Below are 25,478 nucleotides of genomic sequence, written 5' to 3' on the forward strand. Positions count from 1 at the left end.
CAAGCCAGACCGTAATGCCTCGCCCGTCACGGCGGCGGCAGGAGAGACCCCCATGCACGATGCGGCTAACGATCCACCACGCTGTTTGCAGTTGGGTTCCGGACCGCTGCAGTTGCTCAACCAGCTGCAGCAGGACGAGGAGCGCCTGGCGATGCTGAAGGAAGCCATCGACCTGCTTCCCATCGCCGCGGGGATCACCATCAGCGACAGGGACGGCAAAATCGTCTACGTGAACCAGGCCGAGGCGGAGATGCACGGCTACGCCTGCGGCGAGCTGGTCGGCAGGCCGGCCCGCGTCCTGGCGCCCGAGGGGAACGGTCCCGGGCGGCGCATCAACCAGCGGACCGCGGGACTGTGGAAACGCGAGGGGCTGAACGCGCGCAAGGACGGCAAGATCTTCCCGGTCCAGCTCACCTCACTCCCGATCAGAAACGCCGGCGGCGACTACCTGGGCATGCTGACCGCCTGCGAGGACATGACCCAGAAAAAGCTGTGCGAGCAGCAGTTGGAAACCCTCGCCTACTACGACAGCGTCACCAAGCTCCCCAACCGGGCGCTGCTCATGGACCGTCTGCACCAGGCCCTCGCCCTCGCCCAGCGCGAGCGGCGCGAGTTGGCCCTGCTCTTTCTCGACCTGGACAACTTCAAGGACCTGAACAGCTCCCGCGGGCACGAGGTGGGGGACAAGTTCCTGCAGCAAGTGGCGACCCGCCTGGCCGGTTGCCTGTGCGAATCGAACACCCTGGCGCGGCTTGGCGGGGACGAGTTCGTCATCGTCATCAACCCGGTCCGCGGGGAAGAGGGGGTGGCGGCAACCGCCGCCAGACTGCAGGCCCTGTTCGCCGAGCCCTTCCTCATCGACGGCGAGGAGATCTACGGCAGCACCAGTATCGGCATCGCCCTGTTCCCGGAGGACGGCCGTGACGTGGAGAGCCTGTTGCGTAGCGCCGACGCGGCACTGTACCAGGCCAAGAGCGGGGGGAAGGCGGGTTACCAGTTCTTCTCCCAGGAGATGAACCAGGTCAACATGCGCCGCGTGGCGCTGGAGAACGGGATGCGCCAGGGGCTGGCGCGGGGGGAGTTCTACCTCTACTTCCAGCCCCAGTGGGACCTGAAGAGCCTGCGGCTGACCGGCGCGGAGGCGCTCTTGCGCTGGCACAGCGCCGAGTTCGGCCTGGTCGGGCCCGACGAGTTCATCCCCATCGCCGAGTCCTGCGGCTTCATCTTCGACCTGGGGGACCTGGTGCTGAGGGAGGCCTGCCTGCACGCGGTGCAGTGGGACGCCTTCTTCCCGGGGCTGAAGGTAGCCGTCAACATCTCCGGGCGGCAGTTCCGGCAGCCCGATTTCCTGGAGACGGTGGCCTGCGTCATCGAGGAGACCGGGGTCCGCCCCAGTTCCCTGGAACTGGAGTTCACCGAGAGCGTCATCATGGAGCGCGCCGAGAAGAACATCCACGCGCTGCAGGCGCTCAAGAACATGGGGGTGCGGCTGAGCATCGACGATTTCGGCACCGGCTATTCCTCGCTCAACTACCTGAAACACTTCCCCATCGACGCCATCAAGATCGATCGCTCCTTCATCGCCGAACTGGTCACCGACAGCGACGACGCCGCCATCGCCGAGGCCATCATCTCCATGGCCCACAGCCTCAAACTCAAGGTGATCGCCGAGGGGGTGGAGAGCGACGCCCAGCTCGACTTCCTGGTGGAGCGCTGCTGCGACGAGGCGCAGGGGTTCTACTTCGCCCCCCCCATGCCCGGGGAAGACTTTACCGGCTACGTCAAACGTTTTGCGGCGCCGGACGATGCATCAAAACCGTTGAGTGTCGCAGGCTGACAGCATCTCCACACTTCCAGCTCTCCCCCTCCCTTGACGGGCCTGCGCGCCGAAGCGCTACGTCCCGCGAAGGCGGGAGGGGGCCCTTTTTCATCCAAGGAGGAACACCCATGAAAACGATGCAACAGATAACACGCGCACTGGTGTTGCAGGCCGTGGCCCTGCCGCTCCTGCTGTCCCAGGCCCAGGCGGGGAACGTCGGGGTCGACGTCAACATCCACCTGGGCAACGAGCCGCGCCCCGTGGTGGTGGCCCCGGCCCCCGCCCCCCGTCCGGTCGTGGTGGCGCCCGCCCCGGCGCCGGTGTACCAGCCGGATCCCTACTACGACGAGCCCGAGGAGGAGGTCCAGTTCATCTACCCGCAGCCGCTGGGGTTCTACGTGGCGGTCGGGGTGCCCTATGACCTTTTCTACCTCAACAACGTCTACTTCGTCTTCCGGGACGGGCGCTGGTACCGCTCTCCCGACAACCGCGGCCGCTGGGTGCCGGTCGGCTACCGTGAGCTCCCCTCGCCGCTGCGCCGTTACCGCATCGAGCGCATCCGCGAGTACCGCGCCCGCGAGTACGCCGTCTACCAGCGCGACCGGGACCACTATCACGGCAGGCACAGAAGCGACCGCGGCTACTGGAAGGCGCGCCACGAGCAGCAAAAGGACGAGAAGCGCTACGCCAAGGAGCAGAGAAAGGAAGAGAAGCGCTTCGAGAAGGAACAGAGAAAGGAAGAGAAGCGCTACGAGAAGGAGCAGAGAAAGGAGCACAAACGCCACGAACACGAGCAGCGCAGGGAAGAGAGGGAGGACCGTGACCGTCACGGCCGCGACTAGCCCCAACCGCTGCGGCTGGGCCGGGAGCGATCCCCTTTACTGTGCCTACCATGACCTCGAATGGGGAGTGCCGGTGCACGACGACCGCCTCCTCTTCGAGTTCCTCACCCTGGAGGGGGCGCAGGCGGGGCTTTCCTGGATCACCATCCTGAGAAAGCGCGACGGATACCGCCGCGCCTTCGCATCCTTCGACCCGGAGCTCGTGGCCCGCTTCTCGGAAGCCGACCAGGCCCGGCTCATGGCCGACCCCGCCATCGTGCGCAACCGCCTGAAGATCGGGTCGACCATCGACAACGCGCGCGCCTTTCTCGCCGTGCAGCAGGAGTTCGGCTCCTTCGCCGCCTACCTCTGGCGCTTCGTGGACGGCGTCCCCATCCAGAACGCCTGGCGCAGCCTCGCCGAGGTTCCCGCCAGGACGGAGATCTCGGACCGGCTGAGCCGCGACCTCAAGCGGCGCGGCTTCCGTTTCGTGGGGAGCACCATCTGTTACGCCATGATGCAGGCGGTGGGCATGGTGAACGACCATACCGTCGACTGCTTCCGCTGGCGCGAGCTGCAAAAAGGCTGAGCGGAAAACCCCCAGCAAAAACCTGCCGATACGCATTGCGCCCCGCCCCGATTTCGGGTAATTATTTAGGGTCGTTCCTCAAGCAGCACATCCCCCTTTCACGAGCCGGCAGCTTGCGGCGGAGACGGTTACTCTGCACCGTCCCCTCGCGGCGCCCGGCTCGACCCAGGAGAACCCATGTTCCGTCGCACCAAGATCGTAGCCACCGTCGGCCCCGCTTCCGATTCCGAGCAGATGCTCGACACCCTGATCCACGCCGGCGTCGACGTCTTCCGCCTCAACTTCTCCCACGGCGATTACGCCTCCAAGGCCGCCGTCATCGGCCACATCCGCAAGCTTTCCCAGGAGCACGAGCATGCCGTGGCCATCCTCGGGGACCTGCAGGGACCCAAGATCCGCACCGGCCTCATGGCCGGCGGGTCCATGCAGTTGGAGGCCGGCAGCGAGGTGGTCGTGACCACGCGGGAGGTGCTGGGGCAGGACAACCTGATCCCGACCATCTACCAGGGGCTGCCGCGCGACGTGAAGCCCGAGGATCGCATCCTCCTCGACGACGGCCTGATGGAACTGAAGGTGCTCGGCGTGGAGGGTGACGATGTGCGCTGCCAGGTGGTCACCGGCGGACTCCTGAAGGACAGAAAGGGGATCAACCTTCCCGGCGCCAAGGTCTCCGCACCCGCGCTCACCGAGAAGGACAAGGAGGACCTGCAGTTCTGCATGGAGCAGCAACTGGACTACGTGGCCCTTTCCTTCGTGCGCGAAGCCTCCGATGTGACCGAGTTGAAGGAGATCATCGACCGGGCCGGATCGCCCTTGCGTATCATCGCCAAGATCGAGAAGCCCGAGGCGGTACTGAATTTCGCCGCCATCCTGCGGGTCTCGGACGGCATCATGGTGGCGCGCGGCGATCTCGGTGTGGAACTGAACCCGGAGAAGGTCCCCCTGATCCAGAAACGCATCATCAGAAGCTGCAACGACGCCGGCAAGCCGGTCATCACCGCGACCCAGATGCTGGAGAGCATGGTGAACAACCCGCGCCCGACCCGCGCCGAGACCTCGGACGTGGCCAACGCCATCCTCGACGGCACCGACGCCATCATGCTCTCCGCCGAGACCGCTTCCGGCAAGTATCCGGTCGAGGCGGTCTCCATGATGGTGCAGGTGGCCCGCGACATCGAGACCGACCCGCAACTGATGGCCCAGTGCTGCAAGACCCCCAACGGCCAGAGCAGCCTCCCCAACATCTCCGAGGTGATCGGCATGGCGGCCTGCCGCGCGGCGGAGAGCGTCAAGGCCTCGGCCATCCTCGCCTTCACCCAGACCGGCAGCACCGCGGCGCTGGTCTCCAAGTACCGCCCGGCCCAGCCCATCATCGCGGTGACGCCGTCGCCGATGGTGCGCCGCAGCTTGGCGCTCTACGCCGGGGTGCACGCGCTCAGGGTAGACATCGAGGGTGACACCGAGTCCCAGATCATCTCTGTCGAGGCCGCGGTCTTGGCCATGGGGTGGCTCAAGAAGGGGGACCTCGTGGTGATCACCATGGGGAGCCCGCTGTCGAGCCCGGGCACCACCAACCTGATGAAGGTGCACCGGCTGGAGGAACCCGGGCTACGCCCCGAGCGCTGAGGCCGCGCGCTATATCGGCCGCCCCCCCCCGTTCTTTTCCTGATCAGGGCCCATCTTCCGCCACAAACGTCCACATCCCCTCTCCCCCCGGGAGAGGGCCATGGTGAGGGCGTTGCCACGGGCAAAAGGTCGGCAGCCGGCAGGCCCCTCACCCGCCCTTCGGGCACCCTCTCCCGGGGGGAGAGGGGAACTAGCTGAAGTTTCCCCGGAGAAGGTTCATTTAGCAGAAAGACTTCTGGCACAGCACGGTCAGAAAAGTGGGACAATTACGGGAGTGCAAGTCGCAATGCCAGTAGTGCGTTGTCGTGATGGCTCAGGCAAACCGGCGATTTAGGCGTTGCGCTGTGTCTGGGTAGGTGCTATAACTTACGCGATCGCTCGCACAAGGATCGGCGCTGCGCTTGGGCCTGGGGCGGGGGGAGCCTGGCAGAATCCGTCCCGTCCCGTTGCCGCGTACCGAGGGTTTAGTCCAATGGCTAGACCCTCTTTCATTATCTCATGTCATGGAGGTAACTGTTATGAGCGTCATACTCGTTACCGGCGGCGCCGGTTACATTGGAAGCCACGTGGTCAGGCAGCTCTCCGAGGCGGGACACGAGGTGGTGGTTTACGACAACCTCTCCACCGGTTCGGCCGACGCCCTGGTGCACGGGGAGCGGCTGGTGGTGGGCGACCTGGCGGACCAGGACAACATCCGCGCGGTCCTCAAGGAGACCGGGGCCAAGTCGGTGCTCCATTTCGCCGCGGCCATCATCGCCCCGGAGTCGGTGACCCTGCCGCTCAAGTACTACAGCAACAACACCCGCAACACGCTGAACCTTTTGCAGGCCTGCGTGGAGCACGGTGTCGAGCGCTTCATCTTCTCCAGCACCGCCGCGGTCTACGGCATCCCTGAGGGAGGAGCCGCCTCCGAGGAGAGTCGCACCGCCCCCATCAACCCCTACGGCACCTCGAAGCTGATGAGCGAGTGGATGCTCAGGGACGCGGCCTTCGCCCACGGCTTCTCCTACGTGGCGCTGCGCTACTTCAACGTGGCCGGCGCCGACCCGCAGGCGCGCATGGGGCAACGGACGCCGGAGGCGACCCACCTGATCAAGGTGGCGTGCCAGGCGGCGCTGGGCGCCCGCGACGGCGTCTCCATCTTCGGCACCGACTACGACACCCCCGACGGCACCGGCATCCGCGACTACATCCACATCGAGGACCTGGCCTCGGCGCACCTGGCGGCCCTGAGCTACCTGGAGCGCGGCGGCGCCTCCGACGTCATCAACGTGGGGTACGGCAAGGGGAGCAGCGTGCGCGAGGTGATCAAGGTGGTGAAGGACGTAAGCGGCGTCGACTTCAAGGTCAACGAGGCGCCCCGGCGTCCCGGCGACCCGGACAGCCTGATCGCAGTGGCGGACAAGATCTGCACCGTTCTTGGCTGGACCCCGTCCTACAACGACCTGCACACCATCGTCGCCGACGCGTGGCGCTGGGAACAGAAGCTTTGGCAATCCCGCTAGCCGCAAAGAGCGGGGACAAGGAGAAGGCATGATAAAAAGCATGACCGGCTATGGCAAGGGCGAGGCCGCCCACGAGGGGGGGCGCTTCGTCGTCGAGGTGCGCTGCGTGAACCACCGCTACGGCGAGGTGACCGTCAAGCTCCCGCGCGTGCTGCTGCAGTTCGAGAACGAGATCAAGAAGCGGGTGGGCGAGCGGCTCGTGCGCGGCAAGATCGACGTCTTCATCCAGGTGGAGAACGCGGTGGCGCTCGGCGTGCCGACCGCCAACCTGCCGCTGGCCCGCGGTTACCTGAAGGCCTTCCAGAGCATCGGCGAGGCGCTGGGGCTGCACGGCGAGGTGGACCTCGCGCTGGTGGCCGCGCAGCGTGACGTGGTCACCGTGGCGGCCGAGGCCGAGGCGACCCTCGAGGAGATGCCGCAGGAACTCACCTCCGCGCTGGAGGACGCCCTGCGCCGGGTGGACGAGATGCGCCTTTTCGAGGGGGAGTCGCTCTACGCCGACTTCCAGAGACGCCGCGAGACCCTGACCCAGCTGATCGCCCAGGTCGCCGCACGCGCCCCGCAGGTGGTGGCCGAGTACGGCCAGCGCCTGAAGGAGCGCATCGCGCAGTTGCTGGGCGATGCGTCCCTTCCCGAGGAGCGCCTGGTCCAGGAGATCGCGGTCATGGCCGACAAGTGCGACGTCACCGAGGAGCTGGTGCGCCTGGAGAGCCACCTGCGCCAGTTCGACGAGACGCTGGCCAAGAGCGAGCCGGTGGGGAGAAAGCTCGACTTCCTGCTCCAGGAGATCAACCGCGAGGTGAACACCATCGGCTCCAAGGGGAACGATGCCCAGATGGCCGCGCTGGTGGTGGAGTTGAAGGCCGAGCTGGAGAAGATCCGCGAGCAGGTGCAGAACATAGAGTAGGTGAACTTTACAGTTTTGGGTTCCGCCTGCCTCTTTTTGTAGCGGATCCCGACAACGGCAACGGGTGAACTATGAAACGAGAAGGTGTATTGTACGTGATTTCGGCCCCTTCGGGGGCGGGCAAGACCTCGCTGTGTAAGGAAATAATTGACATCTTTCCGAACTTGCGGCATTCTGTCAGCTACACGACGCGCCCTCCCCGGAACGGAGAGGTGCACGGGCGTGATTATTTTTTTGTGGGTAAGGACGAGTTCGACCGGATGGTCGAGGCCGGGGAATTCGCAGAGTGGGCCGAGGTGCACGGCAACTTCTACGGCACGTCGCTCGCCACCCTCAAGGAATCCCGCACCGAGGGCATCGACCTTATCCTTGACATCGACTGCCAGGGTGCGCGGCAGCTGAAAGGGCGTTTCGAAGGAGGGGTCTACATCTTCGTACTCCCGCCCAGCATCGAGGAGCTCAGGCGCCGCCTGGACAACCGCTCCTCCGACTCGCAGGAAGTCATCGAGCGCCGCATCCATAACGCCTCCGGCGAGATCAAGGAAGCGCGCTGGTACGATTACATCATCGTCAACGACAAGTTTTCCGAGGCCCTGGACCAGCTGAAAAGCGTGCTGATCGCCGAGCAGTGCCGCACCACCCGCCTTTTGCACGGCCTTTCCAGGGTCTTCACGATTTAGACGTTTAACATCACAAAGGGGATTCACTTATGGCAAGGGTTACCGTAGAAGATTGCCTCGAGAAGGTGGACAACCGCTTCCTCCTGGTCATGCTCGCCTCCAAGAGGGTGAAGCAGCTGTTCAAGGGCGCGAAGCCGCTCATCGACAACAGGGCAGCGAACAAGAACGTGGTCGTCTCCCTCAGGGAAATCGCCGCCGGCAAGATCGGCTGCGAGATCGGCAAGAAAGGTCGTTAACAGACGAAAGGGAGACGCATGAACGGTCTCCCTTTTTTTCAAACCGGCTGGGGCTATCGGCTGACGGGGTATCTGCCCCGGTGCTGTTAGCCCCTTCTTTTTCCGCAAGAAACGGACGCGATGATACGACTCAACGACATACTCGACAAGGTCTCCTCCTACAACCCGGGTGCGGATCTGGACCTTGTGCGCAAGGCCTACGTCTTCTGCGCCAAGGTGCACCAGGGACAGACCCGGCTCTCGGGGGAGCCCTACCTGATCCACCCGATGGAGGTGGCGGGGATCCTGGCCGACCTGAAGCTGGACCTCCCCGCCGTGGTGACCGGCCTGCTGCACGACACCGTCGAGGACACCCTGACCACGCACGAGGAGCTGGAATCGCTCTTTGGCGCCGAGGTGGCGCGCCTGGTGGACGGGGTCACCAAGATCGGCAAGATCCACTTCAAGACCAAGGAAGAGAGCCAGGCCGAGAACTTCCGCAAGATGCTGCTTGCCATGGCCAACGACATCCGGGTTATCCTGGTGAAGCTCGCCGACCGCCTGCACAACATGCGCACCCTGCAGTACCAGCCCGAGCCCAAGCAGCGCACCATCGCCAAGGAGACGCTGGACATCTACGCCCCCATCGCCAACCGGCTCGGTATCTCCTGGGTCAAGGGGGAACTCGAGGACCTCTCCTTCCGCTACCTGGAGCCGCAGCTCTACTACGACCTGGCCGGCAAGGTGGCCAAGAAGAAGCAGGAGCGCGAGTCCTACGTCGCCACGGTCAAGGACATCATCAAGAAGCAGCTCGAGGAGCACGGCATCAAGGGTGACGTCTCCGGCCGCTCCAAGCACCTCTACTCCATCTACAAGAAGATGCAGAGCCGCAACGTCGACATCGACGAGATCTACGACCTGATCGCGATCCGCATCTCCGTGGACGACATCCGCGAGTGCTACGAGGTGCTGGGGATCATCCATTCCACTTGGAAACCGATCCCCGGGCGCTTCAAGGACTACATCGCCATGCCCAAGGGGAACATGTACCAGTCGCTGCACACCACGGTGATCGGTCCCTACGGCGAAAGGATGGAGGTGCAGATCCGGACCGCCGAGATGCACCGGGTCGCCGAGAGCGGCATCGCGGCACACTGGAAGTATAAGGAAGGGAAGGGGTACGACGAGAAGGAGGTCCGGCGCTTCACCTGGATCCGGCAGCTTCTGGAGTGGCAGCAGGAGCTGGACGACTCCAAGGAGTTCATGGACACGGTCAAGGTCGAGCTCTTCCCGGAGGACGTCTTCATCTTCACCCCGAAGGGGGACGTGAAGGGGTTCCCGAAAGGGTCCACGCCCATCGACTTCGCCTACTCGGTGCACACCGACGTCGGCCACCGCTGCGTCGGCGCCAAAGTGAACGGCAAGCTGGTGCCGCTTAAGTACGAGCTGAAGACGGGCGACATCGTCGAGGTGATCACCTCGCCGCACCACACCCCGAGCAAGGACTGGCTGAAGATCGTCAAGAGCTCGCGGGCGCGCAACAAGATCCGGGCCTGGGTGAAGACCGAGGAGCGCCTGCGCAGCATCACCCTCGGCCGCGAGATCTGCGAGAAGGACTTCCGCCGCTACTCGCTTAATTTCAGCAAGCTGCAGAAAACGGGCGAGCTGAAGAAGGTGGCCCAGGAGTTCGGCTTCCAGACCGAGGACGACCTGATGGCGTCGGTCGGGTACGGCAAGCTCTCCGCGAACCAGGTGGTGGGCAAGCTGGTCCCCGCCGACAAGATCGAGGCGGCCAAGGACCAGAAGGAAACCCGCATCGGCAAGGTGATCGGTGCGCTCAAGGGGAAATCCTCCTCCGCCATCGAGATCAACGGCGTGGAGGACGTGCTGGTGCGCTTCGGTAAGTGCTGCAATCCCCTTCCCGGCGACGAGATCACCGGCTTCATCACCCGCGGGCGCGGCGTCACCGTGCACACCGCCGACTGCCCCTTCGCCATGGCCCTGGAGCCGGAGCGGCGCATCGAGGTGGCCTGGAACAAGGGGAAAAAGAGCGCCCTGCCGGTCAAGATCCGCGTCGTGTGCAACGACGAGAAGGGGATCCTGGCCAACATCGCCACCGCCATCACCAACTGCGAGGCCAACATCTCCAGCGCCTCCATCCAGAGCACGCTGGACAAGCGGGGTGAAAACCTCTTCGAGGTGGACGTCACCGACCTCGACCACCTGAAAAAGGTGTTCGCCGCCATCATGAAGGTGAAGGGCGTCATCAAGGTGGAACGTCTGAAGAGCTAGTTGGAAAAAAAATAGAAGGAGGAAGGCATGAAGGAAATCATCAGCACCGACAACGCACCCAAGGCGATCGGCCCCTATTCCCAGGGCGTCAAGGCCGGGGGCTTTCTCTTCCTCTCCGGCGCCATCGCGCTCGACCCGGCCACCGGCGAAGTGGTGCAGGGGGGCATCGTGGCGGAAACCGAGCAGGTCATGAAGAATATCGGCGCGCTTTTGGCGGCAGCCGGCCTGGGCTTCCAGGACGTGGTCAAGACCACCATCTACCTGGCCAACATGGGGGATTTCGCTACGGTGAACGGCATCTACGGCGGCTACTTCCAGGAGAACCCGCCGGCCCGCAGCACCGTCGAGGTGAAAGGGCTGCCGCGCGGCGTCCTGGTGGAGATAGAGGTCACCGCTCTTTGCCGTTAGGGGAAGGGGCAGACAAAACTAAAGCCGCGGGCGATGACTGCGCCGCGGCTTTAGGGACTGTGCGGAAGATCTTCTTAGAGAGCCTTGGTGACGTGACCGGAGCGGATGCAGCGGGTGCAGACCTTGATGCTCCTGACGGTACCGTTTTTCACGGCCTTGATCTTCTGCAGGTTCGGGCGCCAAATTTTGCTGGTCTTGTTGTTGGCGTGGCTAACGTTGTTCCCGAAGCTAGGGCCTTTACCGCAAATCTCGCATATTCTGGACATTTCTTTGTACCCTCCGGTGATTACTGAAGTCGCAATTAATAGCAGAAAGTCGTCACGGTTGCAAGCAAAAAGTGGCGGTGTTCTTGTTTTTTCAGGTGCTAAATCATGGCTTTATTGAAGGGGCTGTTCTCCCTGTTGTTGCTGATACTGATCGTACTGAGTGTTCTTTTCGTGGACTTCGTCTACAAGACCTTCTCCCTGACGCCGCGCGAGGTGAAGAGTGACGCCATCGTGGTGTTGACCGGCGGTCGCGGCCGGGTGGAGGAAGGGGTGCGGCTGTACCGGGCCGGGCAGGGGAAGAAGCTGTTCCTGATCGGCGTCGATCCTTCCGTGAAGAAGCGCGAGCTGTACCAGGGGGAAGGGGCGGGGAACGTCTACCTGGAGCAGAATTCCCGCAACACCCTGGAGAACGCCATCTACGCGCGCGACCTGATCATGAAGCACAAGGTGGGGTCCATCAAGCTGATCACCTCGCGCTACCACATGAAGCGCTCCACCATCCTGTTCCGCAACGCGCTCCCCAAGGACGTGGCCATCTACCCGCACCCGGTCGACTCCAGTAACCTCAAAGAGGAGTGGTGGAACCATTCCGGGAGCTTCAAGCTGCTCTTCTCGGAGTTCTACAAGTACTGCATCCTGCGTTTCTTCTTCATGTTCGCGCCCGGCGAGCTGCGGCCCATTCCAGGGAACAACTAAAGGCATAAACAAACAGGGATAAAAGGGATCAAAGGGATAAACCAAACTGTTCTTTGGTTTTATCCCCTTTATCCCTTTTATCCCTGTTAAACGTTTGAAGCCTTGCTTTTCTTCGCGGTTTTACTCCGCCTTTTCCTCGATCCTCGGGAAGAGCGCCTCGGCTTTGGCGATGGTCGTGCCCGGCTTCAGGCCGCCCCAGGCGAGCCCTTCGGCGCTGGCTTCTTCCGGCCAACCCAGGCAGCACAGACCCTTCTGCGCGGTCTTGGGCATGAAGGCGGAGAGCAGCGTGTAGACCACCCTCTGGCTCTCCAGCATGTAGTACATGACGGTGGAGAGACGCTCGCGCTGCTCGGGATCCTTGGCCAGGGTCCACGGGGCGGTCTCGTCGATGTACTTGTTGCCGGCGGAAATGACTTCCCAGATCGCCTGCAGCGCGCGGCTGAAGGCCATGTCCTCGATGAAGTTGTCCACCTGCCCGATCATGGCCACCGTCTTTTCCCGGTACGTCTTGTCCAGTTCGGTCTCCTCGCCCGGCGCCTGCAGCACGCCGCCGAAGTACTTGCCCAGCATGGCGGTGGAGCGGTTCAGAAGGTTCCCCAAGTCGTTGGCCAGGTCGGAGTTGATGCGGTGGATGAGCGCCTGGTGCGAGAAGTCGCCGTCCAGCCCGAAGGGGACCTCGCGCAAGAGGAAGTAGCGCACCGCGTCCACGCCGTACTTGTCGACCAGCATGTTCGGCTCGACCACGTTCTGCAGGCTCTTGCTCATCTTCTGCCCCTCTACGGTCCACCAGCCGTGGGCGAACACCTTCTTCGGGATGGGGAGGCCGGCCGCCATCAGGAAGGTGGGCCAGTACACGGTGTGGAACCTCAGGATGTCCTTGCCGATCAGGTGCACGTCGCAGGGCCAGTACTTGCCGAAGTCGCCGCCTTCTTCGGGGTAGCCGAGCGCGGTGATGTAGTTGGTGAGCGCGTCGAACCAGACGTAGACCACGTGCTTGTCGTTGCCCGGGACCGGGATGCCCCACTGGAAGGTGGTGCGGGACACGGAGAGGTCACGCAAGCCCTCTTTCACGAAGGAGATGATCTCGTTCCTGCGGCTCTTGGGCTGGATGAAATCCGGGTTGGCCTCGATGTGCGCCAGCAACTGGTCCTGGTACTTGCTCATCCTGAAGAAGTAGGACTCCTCCTTGAGCTTCTCGGTGGGACGGTTGCAGTCCGGGCACTTGTAGTCGATCAGCTGGGTCTCGGTCCAGAAGGTCTCGCACGGGGTGCAGTACCAGTCCTCGTACTCGCCCAGATAGATGTCCCCTTTCTCCATGACCCGCTCGAAGAGGACGGAAACCCCCTTCTTGTGGCGCTCTTGCGTCGTGCGGATGAAGTCGGTGTGGGAAATCTCCAGCTTCTCCCAGAGCGACTGGAAGCGCTTCATGACGCGGTCCGCCAGCTCCAGCGGGGTCTCGCCGGCGGCGGTGGCGGCCTTCTCGACCTTCTGGCCGTGCTCGTCGGTGCCGGTCAGGAAGAAGACGTCGAACCCCTTGAGCCGCTTGTAGCGGGCCAGCACGTCCGCGGCCAGGGTCGTGTACGCGTGCCCTATGTGCGGGACGTCATTTACGTAGTAGATGGGGGTGGTGACGTAAAAAGCCGGTTTCATTGTGGTTTCTCCTTTTTTCTCTCCTTGACGTCGACGGGCCTGTTGCGGCGCTGCTTGCCGGGGCCCTGGGACTTGCCCTTGTCGCCCCCCTGCTGTTCACCTTTGCCCTGCGGCGGCTTCTTGATGCGGTCGCTGATGTTCTCGGGTGCGATGTCCTCCCCCTTGAGCGTCACCAGCGAGTCGTCCGCCGTCTTCAGCGTCACCGTCTGTTCCAGTACGTTCACCTTGACCACCTCGCCGTCGTGGCAGCCGCACTGCACCCGCTTGCCGCACTTGGGGAGCCCCTTTCTCAGCGAGCAGTAGGTGTCGAACTCGTAGGAGAGGCAGCAGAGCAGCCTGCCGCACTGCCCCGAGATCTTGCTCGGGTTGAGGGCGAGGTTCTGTTCCTTGGCCATCTTCACCGAGACCGGCTCGAACTCGCGCAGGTACGAGGAGCAGCAGAGCTCGCGGCCGCAGATGCCGATGCCGCCCACCATCTTGGACTCGTCCCTGACGCCGATCTGGCGCATCTCGATGCGGGTGTGGAAGGCGTGGGCCAGGTCCTTGACCAGCTCGCGGAAGTCGACGCGACCGTCGGCGGTGAAGTAGAAGATGGCCTTGGAGCCGTCGAACAGGTACTCGACCTTGACCAGCTTCATGTCCATGCCCCGTTCCTTGATCCGGGCCAGGCAGAACTTGTGCGCCTCCTTCTCCTTCGCGGTGTTGGCGGCCAGCGTCGCCAGGTCGGCGAGCTCCGCCAGACGCTGCACCGGCTTGGTCCCCTCCGGGACCAGCGCGTCGTCCACTTCGATGGGGCCTGCTACGACCTGCCCTATGCTTTTACCCCGCTCGGTCTCCACGATGACCCGGTCACCGGCCTTGACGTTGGCCTTGCCGGCGGTGAAGTCGTAGAGCTTGCCCGCGGTGGTGAATTGAATCCTTACGATCTTTGCCAAAAATGCCTCCAAGAAACAGGGTAAAACGAGATTGAGATTAAGACTAAGATTAAGCGTTCAATCTCGTTCTTCCTGTGGTTGCCGTATCATCCCTGCGAATGCTTCGATCTCTGGCAGGTCAGACCTTAATCTAAATCTAAATCTCAGTCTTAGCCTTAATCTGCTCGCGAAGCGAGCTACCGCGCCGCCAGGCGCATGAAGAAGACCTCCAGGGCCATCCTCGCGTTCACGTTGCGAACGAGCAGGCGGCGTAGCGCCACCAGTTGCTCGATCAGTTCCATGGTCACCGTCTCCGGGCAGCGCTCCGCCTCCCGGGCCACCAGGTGCGCCAGGTCCGCGTTGGCCAGGGCGTCCGGCGTGGAGCGGTAGATGAGCACATCCCGGAGAAAGGAAAGGAGCAGCTCCAGGAACCCCGGGAGACCTTCCTTGTCCGCGGCGAGCTCCTCCGCCGCTGAGAACAGGGTGTTGATGTTCTTCAGGTTCAGCGTCAGCACCCGCTCCAGGAAAGTCACCCGTCCTTCCAGGACGCCGTCCCCGGCGATCTCGAAGGCCCGGCTCAGGCTCCCGCCGGAAAGGGTGGCCGCCACCCGTGCCGCCTCGGCCGGGAACTGGTCCCGCACCAGCCGCTCCTCGATCGTTTCCGCCGGCAGCGGCTGGAACTCCAGCGTCTGGCAGCGGGAGAGGATGGTCTGCAGCACCGCGGAGCGCTCGGAGGTGATCAGGATCATCAGCGCGTTGCCCGGCGGCTCCTCCAGGGTCTTCAGCAGGGCGTTCCCTGAGGCGAGGTTCAGTTTCTCCGCGCCGTCGATGATGCACGCTTTCTTGGGCGCCTCGAAGGGGCGGTAAGCAAGCTCCTTCTGCAGTTCCCGGACCTGATCGATCTTGATGAAGGCACCGTCGGGTTCCAGGATATGCAGGTCCGGGTGCTGTCCGCTGGCGATCTTTCTGCATGAGGAGCAGACGCCGCAGGCCTCTTCCTTGCCGCAGAAAACAGCCTGCACCATGGCCAGGGCGGTCTTTTTCTTGCCGCACCCCTCGATGCCGGAGAAGAGGTAGGCATGCGCCACCCGCTCCAGCGCGATGGAGCGCTTCAGGACGGCAATGGCGCGATCCTGTCCGATGACGTCGGAAAAGGGCATCTAGCGGCCACCCTGCAGCCGGCCGCTCAGGGCGGCGGTCACCAGCACCTCGGTGCGGGCCACGTCGCCGGAGCCGTCCACCACCACGAAGCGCTCGGGATAGGCCCGGGCCAGCGCCAGGTACCCCTCGCGCACCCGCTCGTGGAAACGTACCGATTCCAGCTCGAAACGCTCCTCGCGGGCGCCGCTGGTCGCCTCGATGCGGGACAGGGCCCGGGACAGGCCGACCTGGACCGGGCAGTCGATGAGCACGGTGAGGTCCGGCTGCACCCCGCCGGTGGCCAGCGCGTTCAGCTGGCCGATCACGTCCAGGTCGAGCTCGCGGCCGTGCCCCTGGTAGGCAACGGTGGCGTCGGTGAACCGGTCGCAGAGCACCGTTTCGCCCCGCTCAAGCGCCGGGACGATCACCTCCTGAACATGCTGGGCGCGTGCCGCCGCGTAGAGCAGCAGTTCGGCAAGCGGCGTGATGGCGCTGTTGCCGGCGTCGAGCAGGATGGCGCGCATCTGGTCCGCGATGGGGCATCCCCCCGGCTCGCGGGTGGCGACCACCTTCTCTCCGTCGGCTTCCAGGCGCTCCTTGAGGAGCCTCAACTGGGTCGTTTTACCGCACCCTTCAACGCCTTCAAATGTAATGAAAAAGCCCATGTCTCCGGTCTCATGATCCTCTATAAAATCACTGAATTATAGGGGAGGGGTGATTATTATGCAAGATTTAAATGCCCCCGCGAAGCCCTGTCGCGCAAGGGCTGGCCGCCACTGGCGGCGGTTTACGGGACGCCGCCGGAGCAGCTTGCTTAAGGTGTCTGGCCGCTGCCGCGGAGAACCCTATTGCCATGCCGGCACCCTTTGTCTATATTTGGCTCAAATTAAGGACAGGTACGGGTATTCATCATGAACGAAAAGCAGGACGATACCCTGGCGGGCATCGAGGCGCGCATCAGGTACCGTTTCGGCAATGCCGAGTTGCTGCAAGAGGCGCTGACCCATCGCACCTACGTCAACGAGGCGGGGGGGAAGGACAACCAGCGCCTGGAGTTCTTCGGCGACGCCGTGCTCGATTTTCTGCTCTCCGACCTTTTGCTCAAGCGCTTCCCGGAGAGCCGCGAGGGGGAGCTGACCAAGATGCGGGCGGCGCTGGTGGACGAGGTGAGTCTGGCGCGCATCGCGGCGGAACTGGAACTGGGGGCCTCCCTGCGCCTTGGGCGCGGCGAGGAGAAAGGGGGAGGGCGGCAGAAACGGTCGCTTCTGGCCGATGCCTTCGAGGCCCTGCTCGCCGCACTCTACCTCGACGGCGGCATCGAAGCGGCGAGGCGCGTGGTGCACGAGCTGTTCGAGCCCCTGCTCGAATCCCAGGAACTGCTGTGCGGGCGGGACGCCAAGACCGACCTGCAGGAGCGGGCCAGGACCCTGCGCCGGGAGCTGCCGCGCTACCAGCTCAAAGACGCCACCGGTCCCGACCACGACCGCCGCTTCACCGTCGAGGTGTACCTGGGCGATGAACTGATGGGGGAGGGGGTGGGCAGGACCAAGAAGGAAGCCGAACAGGACGCCGCCCGCGCCGCTACCGTGCTGCTCAAGGGGGAGCAGTGAGGCCGCTGCTGGTCCCCTTTTTCATTTCCCACCAGGGGTGCCCGCACCGCTGCGTGTTCTGCAACCAGGTCCGGGTCGCGGGGGCGGCAGGAAGCCTCCCCACTGCGGCCCAACTGCTGCGTCGCATCGAGGAGTACCGCCTGGGGGCTCCGGCGCGGCAGCTGGAAGTCGCTTTTTACGGCGGCAGCTTCACCGCCATGCCGCGACGGGACCAGGAGGGGCTGCTCCTCCCCCTGCAACCGCTTCTGCGCGCCGGCGTCCTGCAGTCGGTGCGGCTCTCCACCCGCCCCGATGCGGTCGATCCGGAGACGGCGCGTTTTCTGAAACAGCACGGCGTGGCCACCGTGGAACTGGGCGTGCAGTCGCTGCACGCGGAAGTGCTCGAACTCTCCGGGCGCGGCCATGGGGCTGACGAGGTGGAGCGGTCGGTGGCGACCCTCAAGGAGGCCGGCATCGAAGTCGGCATCCAGCTCATGCCGGGACTCCCCGGCGACACACCGCAGCGCGCGCTGGATTCGCTGCACCGGGCCCTCGACCTGGCCCCCGCCTTTCTGCGCATCTACCCCACCCTGGTCATCGACGGGACCGAACTGGCGCGGCGCTACCGCGACGGAAGCTACCGCCCCCTTTCCCTTGGCGAGGCGGTGGCCCTGTGCAAGGAGATGCTGGCGGCTGCCGGGCAGGCCGGCATCCCGGTGATCCGCTTCGGTCTGCAGCCCACCTCCGAGCTCGACTCCCCCGGGGTCGTGCTGGCCGGTCCCTACCACCCCGCCTTCGGGCAGCTGGTCGAGTCCGAGCTCTGCTTCGACCGCATGTGCGCGCTGCTCACCGGTGTCCCGCCCGGAAGCGTGGTCACCTTCGGTGCTCCGGCGGGGCGCCTTTCCGACCTGGTGGGGCAGAGAAGGGTGAACCTGCAGCGGCTGGCGGCGCGCTACGGCGTGACGGCAACCGTCCGCGAGGACGCCGCGCTCCCCCCCGGAGTGATCTCCCTGCAGTGGGACGGGCCCAGCCGGCACGCCCGCCTGTTCGAGTCGCATCCCCGCCACTAGGCACAACGCCGGTTCGAGGTATACTGTGTCGGTGCGCCTTACACCGGTGCGGATGCAAAGAACGCTTTCCTTGCCGTATCAATTCCCGTATGTTGTAACGCTTCCATTACCGCAACAAGAGCCAGGAGGGCATTAACAAGATGTCTGAAAAGATATTCCGTTCCGGTTTCGTCTCCATAGTCGGACGGCCGAACGTCGGTAAATCCACGCTGTTGAACCGCATCCTGGGTGAGAAGCTGATGATCACCTCGGACAAGCCGCAGACCACCCGCAACCAGATCAAGGGGATCCACAACGTGCCCGACGGGCAGATCGTCTTCCTGGACACCCCCGGAATTCACCGCGCCAAGACCCGCCTGAACAAGTTCATGGTCGAGGAGGCGCTCTCCTCGGTGCAGGGGGTGGACCTGATCCTGTTCCTCGTCGACGGCGCGTTCGATCCCGAGAAAGAGGCGGGCATGATCAAGGAGGTCCTCTCCGGCGTCGAGGCGCCTGTCATCCTGGTGCTGAACAAGATCGACCTCATCCCCAAGGGGGATCTGCTGGGGCGGATGGCGGCCTACGGAGAAACCTACCCCTTCAAGGAGATCATCCCGGTGTCGGCCGCTTCCGGCGACGGCGTCGAGCAGCTGGTGCAACTGGTGCACGGACTGCTGCCCGAAGGCCCCTGCTACTTCCCGGACGACATCCTGACCGACGTGCCGGAGCGCTTCATCGTGGCCGAGATCATCCGCGAGAAGATCTTCCGCCTGACCCGCGACGAGGTCCCCTACTCGACGGCGGTGGTGGTGGACAGCTTCAAGGAGCGCGAAACCGGGGTGGTGGCGATCCAGGCGACCATCAACGTCGAGCGCGACTCGCAGAAAGGGATCATCATCGGCCGCAAGGGAGAAATGCTCAAGAAGATCGGCTCGCAGGCGCGCCAGGAGATCGAGCGGCTGCTGGACACCAAGGTGTTCCTGGAACTGTTCGTGCGGGTGAGCGGCGAGTGGAGCGACAACAGCCGCATGTTGAAAGAGTTCGGCTACGATTCGTAACGCGGTGGCACCGGCCCCAGCCCTCCTCATGAGGAATTGCTTGCATAGCATAAGAATGTTTGATACTATAACATCGTTTTCTATTTTTTTGACACAAGTGTCAGCGGTGTCTTCTTTTCTCGCGTAATTTCTGCGGGTTTTCAGTATATTGATGTTTTAAAAAATAACGTATACATTAACATAGTTTTTTTTGACATACGTCATGTCGGATAGTAAGGTTCTGCACTATTTTTCTGGAACCATACGTAAACACGCAAGGAGACGACTCTATGGCATTAAGAAAGTATGCCGGCTACGCCTGGAACCTGATCAGTCTGGTCGGCATGATCCTGGCCGTCACCGCGACGGGCCTGATCATCGGCTTCCTCTCCTACGAGGGGATCACCGGCGTCGAGAAGCCCTACCTCGGCCTGATGACCTACTTCCTCTTCCCGGGCATGCTCATCGTGGGCCTCATCCTGGTCCCGCTGGGCGCTTACATCGTACGGGAAAAGAGGCGCAGGCATCCCGACGAGGACATCCCCCCGTTCCCGCGGGTGGACTTCAACGACGCGCACAAGCGCCATCTGTTCCTCTTCTTCGTTATTGCCAGCATCGGCTTCGTGCTGGTCGTCTCCGTTGCTTCCCTGAAAGGTTACGAGTTCACCGAGTCGACCACCTTCTGCGGTGAGCTCTGCCACGTGGTCATGGAGCCCGAGCACGTCGCCTGGGCCAACTCTCCGCACGCCAAGGTGAAATGCGTCGAGTGCCACGTCGGCCCCGGCGCCGCCTGGTACGTCAAGGCAAAGATCTCCGGCATGAGGCAGCTCTACGCGGTGGCGTTCCACACCTACCCGGAAACCATCGAAACCCCGATCGACAACCTCCGCCCGGCGCGTGATACCTGTGAGCACTGCCACTGGCCCGAGAAGTTTTACGCCGGGCGCCAGAAGGTGTTCTACCACTACGCTCCCAACGAGGAGAACACCCCGCGCGAGATCAACATGCTGATCAACATCGGCGGGACCCCGAAGAGCGAGCACCACAGGGGCATCCACTGGCACATCGGCCAGGAGGTCTCGTACATCGCCCTGGACAGACAGCGCTCCAACATCCCGTACATTGCGGTTAAGGAGAAGGACGGCACCGTCACCGAGTACATGGATACCGAGAAGCCGCTCTCCAAGGAAGACGTGGCCAAGGCTCAGAAGAGGGTCATGGACTGCCTCGACTGCCACAACCGTCCGGCGCACGTCTACCGTTCCCCGGGTGTGGAGATGGACGAGGCCTTCGCTGCCAGGCGGATCGACCAGGGGCTGCCGTACCTGAAAAAGACCGCCGTGGAGATGCTGACCAGGCCGTACAAGAACAAGGAAGAGGCCAAGGCGACCATCGCCAAGGAACTCCCCGAGTACTACAACAAGAACTACCCGCAGGTTGCCAAGGACAAGGCGAAGGAACTCGCCCACGCCGTGACCGTGGTGCAGGACATCTACAACAGGAACTTCTTCCCGGCGATGAAGATCACCTGGAACACCTATCCCAACCACATCGGGCACTTCTACAGCCCGGGATGCTTCCGCTGCCACGACGGCAAGCATAAGACCGCGTCCGGCAAGGTGATCTCCAAGGACTGCAACATGTGCCACACCGTCCTTGGCCAGAAGCAGGAGAACATCCCGGCCGGCAGCGCGCCGGTGAAACAGTTCGTCCACCCGGTCGACATCGGCGACGAGCTTTACAAGGCGAACTGCAGCGACTGCCATGCGGCAGGCGGGCAGGACGTCCCCGGCGGCGAGAAGCACGCCAAGAAGTAAAGCGGCAACGAAAAGCCCCCGGAGCAATCCGGGGGCTTTTTTTATCTTCACTGGGACCTGCAGGGTATGTCAAGGGGACTGGCTCCGCCAGGTGCCTGTCCCCTTGGTACTGGGAGAAGCTGGCTGAGCTGAAATAAGCGTTCCGCTAGAGGGCCAGGCACCTAACGGAGCCAGTCCCTTCTGCCGCCCCCTAGTCCCCCAAGCGGTCGGTACCATTCGCTTTTTGCACATTAACGGCGTTGCATCTTCATCTTAACGGTGCTATACCTTTCCCTGTTCAGCCATGGGGGTAACAGTCGATGTTGATGAAGGCTTCAGAAGTGGCCGCGCTGCTGCACCAGGACGAGAGCACGGTCCTCAAGTGGATCAAGAAGGAAAAGCTCCCCGCCACCCTGGTGCACGGCACCTACCAGATCAACCGGGTCGACCTCCTGGAATGGGCTACGGAGCATGGCATCAAGGTGCCCCCCGAACTCTTCGAGGCGGTGCAGGCGGACCTGGACCTTCCCTCCCTGGCCCAGGCGCTGGAAGCCGGCGGGATCCACTGCGGAGTGCCCGGAGACGACAAGCTCTCCGTGCTGCGCAACGTGGTCAACCTGCTGCAACTTCCGCCGCAGGTGGACCCGGAGTTCCTGCTCCAGGTGCTCCTGGCCCGCGAGGCGCTGGGCACCACCGCCGTCGGCGACGGTATCGCCATCCCCCACGTCCGCAATCCCATCCTGCTGCAGACCAAGCCGAAGCCTGCGGTCTCACTGTGCTTCCTGGACCACCCCATCGACTTCGGGGCCCTGGACGGCATCCCGGTGCGCATCCTGTTCCTGATCACCAGCCCCACCGTCAAGGTGCACCTGCACCTCCTGTCCCGGCTCGCCTATGCCCTGCACGACAGTGGATTCCGGGGCATCCTCAACAATGCCTGTGACCCCGCGGCCATCATGGATGCCGCCCGGCGCTGCGAGCGCGGCAAGAGGAGCTGATTTATGACCTTCTCCGGCGAGCCTGCGACTTCTCTTGGACTGTTGTTGCTCGCCGTTTGCTGCCAGGCTGCGTCCGGGCTGCCGCTGCTGCTCTCCCGGGGCTCGAGCCTTGCCCAACGCGCCGGTGTCGCCCTCATGGTCACGGCATCCGTGGCCGGCTGTGCCGGCGCCCTCGGCGCCGTCTTCTTTCCCGTCACCGGTACCTGGCTCCTTCCCGCCGGGCTGCCGTTCGGCGGACTGGAGATGGGCGTCGACGCGCTCTCCGCGCTCTTCCTGCTCCCCATCTTCATCGTCACCGGCTGCTGCGCCGTCTACGGCGCCGGCTACTGGCCGGTGGCGCGGCACCCGGAACACGGCGGCAAGCTCGCCTTCTTCCTCGGCCTCTTGTCCGCGGCCCTCACCGTGGTGCTGGTGGCCAGGAGCACCATGCTCTTTTTGATGGGGTGGGAGGTGATGGCCCTGGCCGCCTACTTCGCCCTCACCACCGAGGACGAAAAGCACGAGGTGCGCGAGGCGGGGGTGCTCTACCTGATCACGGCCCACCTGGGCGCCCTGGCGCTCTTTGCCACCTTCTCGCTTCTCAACGCCGCCACCGGCGCCTACCTTTTCCCCGCCCCCGGCTCCCTCTCTGCCGCGGGCCCCATGGCCACGGCCATTTTCCTGACCGCCCTGTTCGGCTTCGGGATGAAGGCCGGCGTCATGCCGCTGCACATCTGGCTCCCCTCGGCGCACGCCAACGCCCCCAGCCACGTCTCCGCGATTCTCTCCGGCGTGGTGCTGAAGACCGGGATCTACGGGATGATGCGCGTCTTCTGCGCCTTTGCCGACCCGCCGCTTTGGTGGGGCGCCCTGGTGCTGGTGCTGGGATGCATCTCCGCCGTGCTCGGGGTCGCCTACGCCATCGGGCAGCACGACCTGAAGCGGCTTCTGGCCTACCACAGCATCGAGAACATCGGCATCATCCTCATGGGTATCGGCATGGCGCTCATCGGCGCCAACCAGGGGTGGGAGGCGCTGGTCGCGCTCGGGGTGGCGGGGGCGCTCTTGCACGTCGTCAACCACGCCCTGTTCAAGGCGCTGCTCTTTCTTTCCGCCGGTTCCGTCATCCATGCCACCGGCACCAGGGAAATCGACCTGCTCGGCGGCGTGGCGCGCCGGTTGCCCAGGACGGCGCTGTTTTTCCTGGTAGGTGCCGTCGCCATCTGCGGCCTTCCCCCCTTGAACGGCTTCGTCAGCGAACTGATGATTTACCTGGGTGCCTTCAACTCCATCGAGGCGGCCGTCGGCCTGGGGCCGTCGCTCCCCGCGCTGGCGGCGCCGGTGCTGGCGCTGGTGGGGGGGCTTGCCGTCGCCTGCTTCGTGAAGGTGTACGGGGTGGTCTTCCTGGGGGCGCCGCGCGCTGCGGAACACGAAGCCGGGCATGAGGCGGGTGCCGGGATGCTGGTCCCGATGGGGGTACTGGCCGCGTGCTGCGCCCTGATCGGACTGGCGCCGGGGGGGCTGGTCCCGGTCCTGAACGGCGCCCTGCGCGGGTACGGCGCTACGCCCGAGCTGCAGCAGGGGATCGCGAGCCTGGTCCCCTTCGGCTGGATCTCGATCATTGGGGCGGGATTGATACTGCTGTTGGCGCTGCTCTGGGTCTTCTTCGCCAGGGGAGCCACCCGTCTGCCGGTGCCGGTCGCGCCGACCTGGGGCTGCGGCTACCTGAGGCCCACGCCGCGCATGCAGTACACCGCCTCTTCGTTCGGGGCCATCCTGGTCGGGTGGTTCGCGCTGCTGCTCCGTCCCGAGCGGCACCGGGAAGAGGTGAGGGGGCTTTTCCCGGGGCGCGCCAGTCACGAGAGTCACCTTCCCGAGACGGTGCTGGAGAAAGGCTATCTCCCGTTTCTGGAGTACCTGTTCGAGAAGGCCCAGCCGGTGCGGCGCCTGCAGCACGGCAAGCTGAACATCTACATCTTCTACACCTTCGTGACGCTGGTGCTGCTGCTGGCCATTACCAGCGGGCAGTAGCGTGATGCAAAGAAAGGCGGGCGAATAGTTATTCGCCCCTACAGATGTCGCCGTCGTGCAAGGCCGGGGACCTGTAGGGGCGAATGATCATTCGCCCGCCTTTGTTTTTCGTAGCGCCTGTTCCCCTCACCCCCAGCCCCTCTTCCACCTGCGCCAAGGCTACGGTGGACATGCCCGGAGGGCGAGGGGGGCAACGTAGAACGTAGAACGTCCTTCGCCTTTCTAATGCGTCTCCTTGAACACCGGCATCACCTTGTTCAGCAGGTAAAAGAGGCAGAAGGGGACCCCGGCGACGATGAGGGCGCCGACGAGGCCTTCCTTCAGCGTTTCCATGTTGTCCGGCCACAGCGGCAGCACGTAGTGCATGAACCCGGAGAAGGACGAGGAGAAGGCCTGCCCGCCGATGACGACGTTCCAGCGCATCATGAACACGCCCAATAGCACCAGCACGGTCCCCACCATGGCCCTCCGGATGGTCAGCCCGGGGATCAGGAACAGCACGAAGGGGACCAGGTTCCCCAACCCGTACTGCACCACGAAGATGTTCACGAAGTCCCGCTCGTAGATGACGCTCCTCAGGATGTCCCACGACTTCACCGCCGTATAACCCCTGAATATCAGGTCCAAAAGCTCCAGCGTGATGGCCGCCACCATGAACATGAGCAGGTAGCGCGAGGTCATGGCCACCACGTGGGCCTCGGCGCTCTTCAACTCCTCCATGGAGGGGAGCTCGGGGTGGGCGAGCCTGCGCCGACGCGACAGTTGCTTCCGTATCTCCATGGTGAGGATGTAGGTCAGGATGCACAGGGCGATGCCGGAAACGACCGCGGAACAGATGAAGATGACCGGCATGAGCGGGGTCATCCACAGGGCGTTGGCCTTGACCGAACCGAAGATGAAACCCGCGTAACCGTGCAGGAAGCAGGCGACCGGGATGCCGGCGGCGGCAAGCTTCTTGACCGCCCGCTCGTCGGCCTCGAGCGCCTCGTGCGAGATGTCCCAGGCCCCCAGCGTCAGCACGCTGAACAGGAGGTACTGTCCCTGCTGCAGGGCGTTCCGTCCCTCGATGCTCTTCAGCGCGAGCGCGGTCTCCACGAAGTGCTTGCGGAACACGAACCAGAGCTCGGAAGCGACGATCATGCCGTAGGTGCTGAACACGATGCCGAAGGCCGCGATGGCGGAGGTGAAATGCGGCGTCAGCATCACCTCGATGCCGCGCAGCGGCTGCTGCAGGTGCATCATTAGCGGCAGCATGGCGACCGGCAGCAGCGCGAAGGAAAACACCAGCGAGAAACGCGCGATCTCCTTCAACTGCTTCACCCCGAAGACGTGGTACAGCGAGGAGAGTACGAAGGCGCCGGCCACGAGGCCGGTCATGAACGGGTACATGACGATCTGGATGGTCCAGTAGATGTACTCGTTGGGGTAGGTGAAAAACTCCTTTATGGTCCAGGCTTCTCCGTGCACCATG

23 protein-coding genes are annotated in these 25,478 nt (G+C 63.8%); 17 read left to right on the forward strand and 6 right to left on the reverse strand.

Annotated features, from left to right (window positions below; genetic code table 11):
• Window positions 1–52: 52 nt before the first annotated feature.
• From H7687_RS12290 to H7687_RS12335, 10 genes are all read left to right on the forward strand, one after another.
• Complete coding sequence (locus tag H7687_RS12290; protein ID WP_183347743.1) at window positions 53–1,837, forward strand: putative bifunctional diguanylate cyclase/phosphodiesterase; 1,785 nt, start codon at window positions 53–55, stop codon at window positions 1,835–1,837.
• Window positions 1,838–1,947: 110 nt separating this feature from the next.
• Window positions 1,948–2,661, forward strand: coding sequence for a hypothetical protein (locus tag H7687_RS12295; RefSeq protein WP_183347745.1), 714 nt, complete (start codon window positions 1,948–1,950; stop codon window positions 2,659–2,661).
• Window positions 2,639–3,229, forward strand: a complete 591-nt coding sequence (locus tag H7687_RS12300; RefSeq protein ID WP_183347747.1) for a DNA-3-methyladenine glycosylase I — start codon at window positions 2,639–2,641, stop codon at window positions 3,227–3,229. Before H7687_RS12295 ends, H7687_RS12300 begins: the two co-directional genes overlap by 23 nt.
• Before the next feature lie 177 nt (window positions 3,230–3,406).
• A complete protein-coding gene (gene pyk, locus H7687_RS12305) occupies window positions 3,407–4,855 on the forward strand; it encodes a pyruvate kinase (RefSeq protein WP_183347749.1) in 1,449 nt (482 codons plus the stop codon).
• A 518-nt stretch (window positions 4,856–5,373) separates the two neighbouring features.
• Window positions 5,374–6,360 carry a UDP-glucose 4-epimerase GalE gene (gene galE, locus H7687_RS12310; RefSeq protein ID WP_183347751.1) on the forward strand — a complete coding sequence of 329 codons (987 nt, stop codon included), beginning with the start codon at window positions 5,374–5,376 and terminating at the stop codon, window positions 6,358–6,360.
• A 28-nt stretch (window positions 6,361–6,388) separates the two neighbouring features.
• A complete protein-coding gene (locus H7687_RS12315) occupies window positions 6,389–7,267 on the forward strand; it encodes a YicC/YloC family endoribonuclease (RefSeq protein ID WP_183347753.1) in 879 nt (292 codons plus the stop codon).
• A 71-nt stretch (window positions 7,268–7,338) separates the two neighbouring features.
• Window positions 7,339–7,947 (forward strand): guanylate kinase, encoded by a 609-nt coding sequence (gene gmk, locus H7687_RS12320; RefSeq protein ID WP_183347755.1) that lies wholly within the window; start codon window positions 7,339–7,341, stop codon window positions 7,945–7,947.
• 29 nt (window positions 7,948–7,976) lie between these two features.
• Window positions 7,977–8,183, forward strand: coding sequence for a DNA-directed RNA polymerase subunit omega (rpoZ, locus tag H7687_RS12325; protein WP_015721519.1), 207 nt, complete (start codon window positions 7,977–7,979; stop codon window positions 8,181–8,183).
• A gap of 120 nt (window positions 8,184–8,303) precedes the next feature.
• A complete protein-coding gene (locus H7687_RS12330; protein ID WP_183347757.1) occupies window positions 8,304–10,454 on the forward strand; it encodes a RelA/SpoT family protein in 2,151 nt (716 codons plus the stop codon).
• A gap of 27 nt (window positions 10,455–10,481) precedes the next feature.
• Window positions 10,482–10,862 (forward strand): RidA family protein, encoded by a 381-nt coding sequence (locus tag H7687_RS12335; protein WP_183347759.1) that lies wholly within the window; start codon window positions 10,482–10,484, stop codon window positions 10,860–10,862.
• 74 nt (window positions 10,863–10,936) lie between these two features.
• On the opposite strand, the gene rpmB is transcribed toward H7687_RS12335, so the two are convergent.
• Entirely contained in the window at window positions 10,937–11,128 is a 192-nt protein-coding gene (gene rpmB / locus H7687_RS12340; protein WP_012531640.1) for a 50S ribosomal protein L28, read from the reverse strand.
• Window positions 11,129–11,233: 105 nt separating this feature from the next.
• Here rpmB and H7687_RS12345 point away from each other — a divergent pair, with 105 nt between their 5' ends.
• A complete protein-coding gene (locus H7687_RS12345; RefSeq protein WP_183347761.1) occupies window positions 11,234–11,824 on the forward strand; it encodes a YdcF family protein in 591 nt (196 codons plus the stop codon).
• Between the two features lie 120 nt (window positions 11,825–11,944).
• Here H7687_RS12345 and metG read toward each other — a convergent pair whose 3' ends face one another.
• From metG to tmk, 4 genes are all read right to left on the reverse strand, one after another.
• Window positions 11,945–13,474: a methionine--tRNA ligase gene (gene metG, locus H7687_RS12350; RefSeq protein ID WP_183347763.1), complete on the reverse strand. Its 1,530-nt coding sequence runs from the start codon at window positions 13,472–13,474 to the stop codon at window positions 11,945–11,947.
• Window positions 13,471–14,409, reverse strand: coding sequence for a PSP1 domain-containing protein (locus H7687_RS12355; protein ID WP_183347765.1), 939 nt, complete (start codon window positions 14,407–14,409; stop codon window positions 13,471–13,473). Before H7687_RS12355 ends, metG begins: the two co-directional genes overlap by 4 nt.
• A 176-nt stretch (window positions 14,410–14,585) precedes the next feature.
• A complete protein-coding gene (holB, locus tag H7687_RS12360; RefSeq protein ID WP_183347767.1) occupies window positions 14,586–15,548 on the reverse strand; it encodes a DNA polymerase III subunit delta' in 963 nt (320 codons plus the stop codon).
• Window positions 15,549–16,193, reverse strand: coding sequence for a dTMP kinase (gene tmk, locus H7687_RS12365; protein WP_183347769.1), 645 nt, complete (start codon window positions 16,191–16,193; stop codon window positions 15,549–15,551).
• A 246-nt stretch (window positions 16,194–16,439) separates the two neighbouring features.
• On the opposite strand from tmk, the gene rnc reads away from it, so the two are divergent.
• From rnc to H7687_RS12395, 6 genes are all read left to right on the forward strand, one after another.
• Window positions 16,440–17,138 (forward strand): ribonuclease III, encoded by a 699-nt coding sequence (gene rnc / locus H7687_RS12370; RefSeq protein WP_183347771.1) that lies wholly within the window; start codon window positions 16,440–16,442, stop codon window positions 17,136–17,138.
• A complete protein-coding gene (locus tag H7687_RS12375; RefSeq protein WP_183347773.1) occupies window positions 17,135–18,187 on the forward strand; it encodes an elongator complex protein 3 in 1,053 nt (350 codons plus the stop codon). The genes rnc and H7687_RS12375 overlap by 4 nt, the downstream gene beginning before the upstream one ends.
• Before the next feature lie 140 nt (window positions 18,188–18,327).
• Complete coding sequence (gene era / locus H7687_RS12380) at window positions 18,328–19,224, forward strand: GTPase Era (RefSeq protein WP_183347775.1); 897 nt, start codon at window positions 18,328–18,330, stop codon at window positions 19,222–19,224.
• A gap of 269 nt (window positions 19,225–19,493) precedes the next feature.
• The gene (locus tag H7687_RS12385) at window positions 19,494–21,020 is read left to right on the forward strand and encodes a cytochrome c3 family protein (RefSeq protein ID WP_183347777.1); all 1,527 of its coding nucleotides are present in this window, start codon (window positions 19,494–19,496) and stop codon (window positions 21,018–21,020) included.
• Between the two features lie 299 nt (window positions 21,021–21,319).
• Entirely contained in the window at window positions 21,320–21,997 is a 678-nt protein-coding gene (locus H7687_RS12390; protein WP_183347779.1) for a PTS sugar transporter subunit IIA, read from the forward strand.
• Window positions 21,998–22,000: 3 nt separating this feature from the next.
• On the forward strand, window positions 22,001–24,007 hold the full coding sequence (locus H7687_RS12395) for a proton-conducting transporter transmembrane domain-containing protein (RefSeq protein WP_183347781.1): 2,007 nt from the start codon (window positions 22,001–22,003) through the stop codon (window positions 24,005–24,007).
• Window positions 24,008–24,229: 222 nt separating this feature from the next.
• On the opposite strand, the gene nrfD is transcribed toward H7687_RS12395, so the two are convergent.
• Entirely contained in the window at window positions 24,230–25,477 is a 1,248-nt protein-coding gene (nrfD, locus tag H7687_RS12400; RefSeq protein WP_183347783.1) for an NrfD/PsrC family molybdoenzyme membrane anchor subunit, read from the reverse strand.
• Between the last annotated feature and the right edge of the window lies 1 nt (window position 25,478).

It is taken from the genome of Geomonas paludis (genome assembly GCF_014193585.1).
GTDB lineage: Bacteria > Desulfobacterota > Desulfuromonadia > Geobacterales > Geobacteraceae > Geomonas > Geomonas paludis.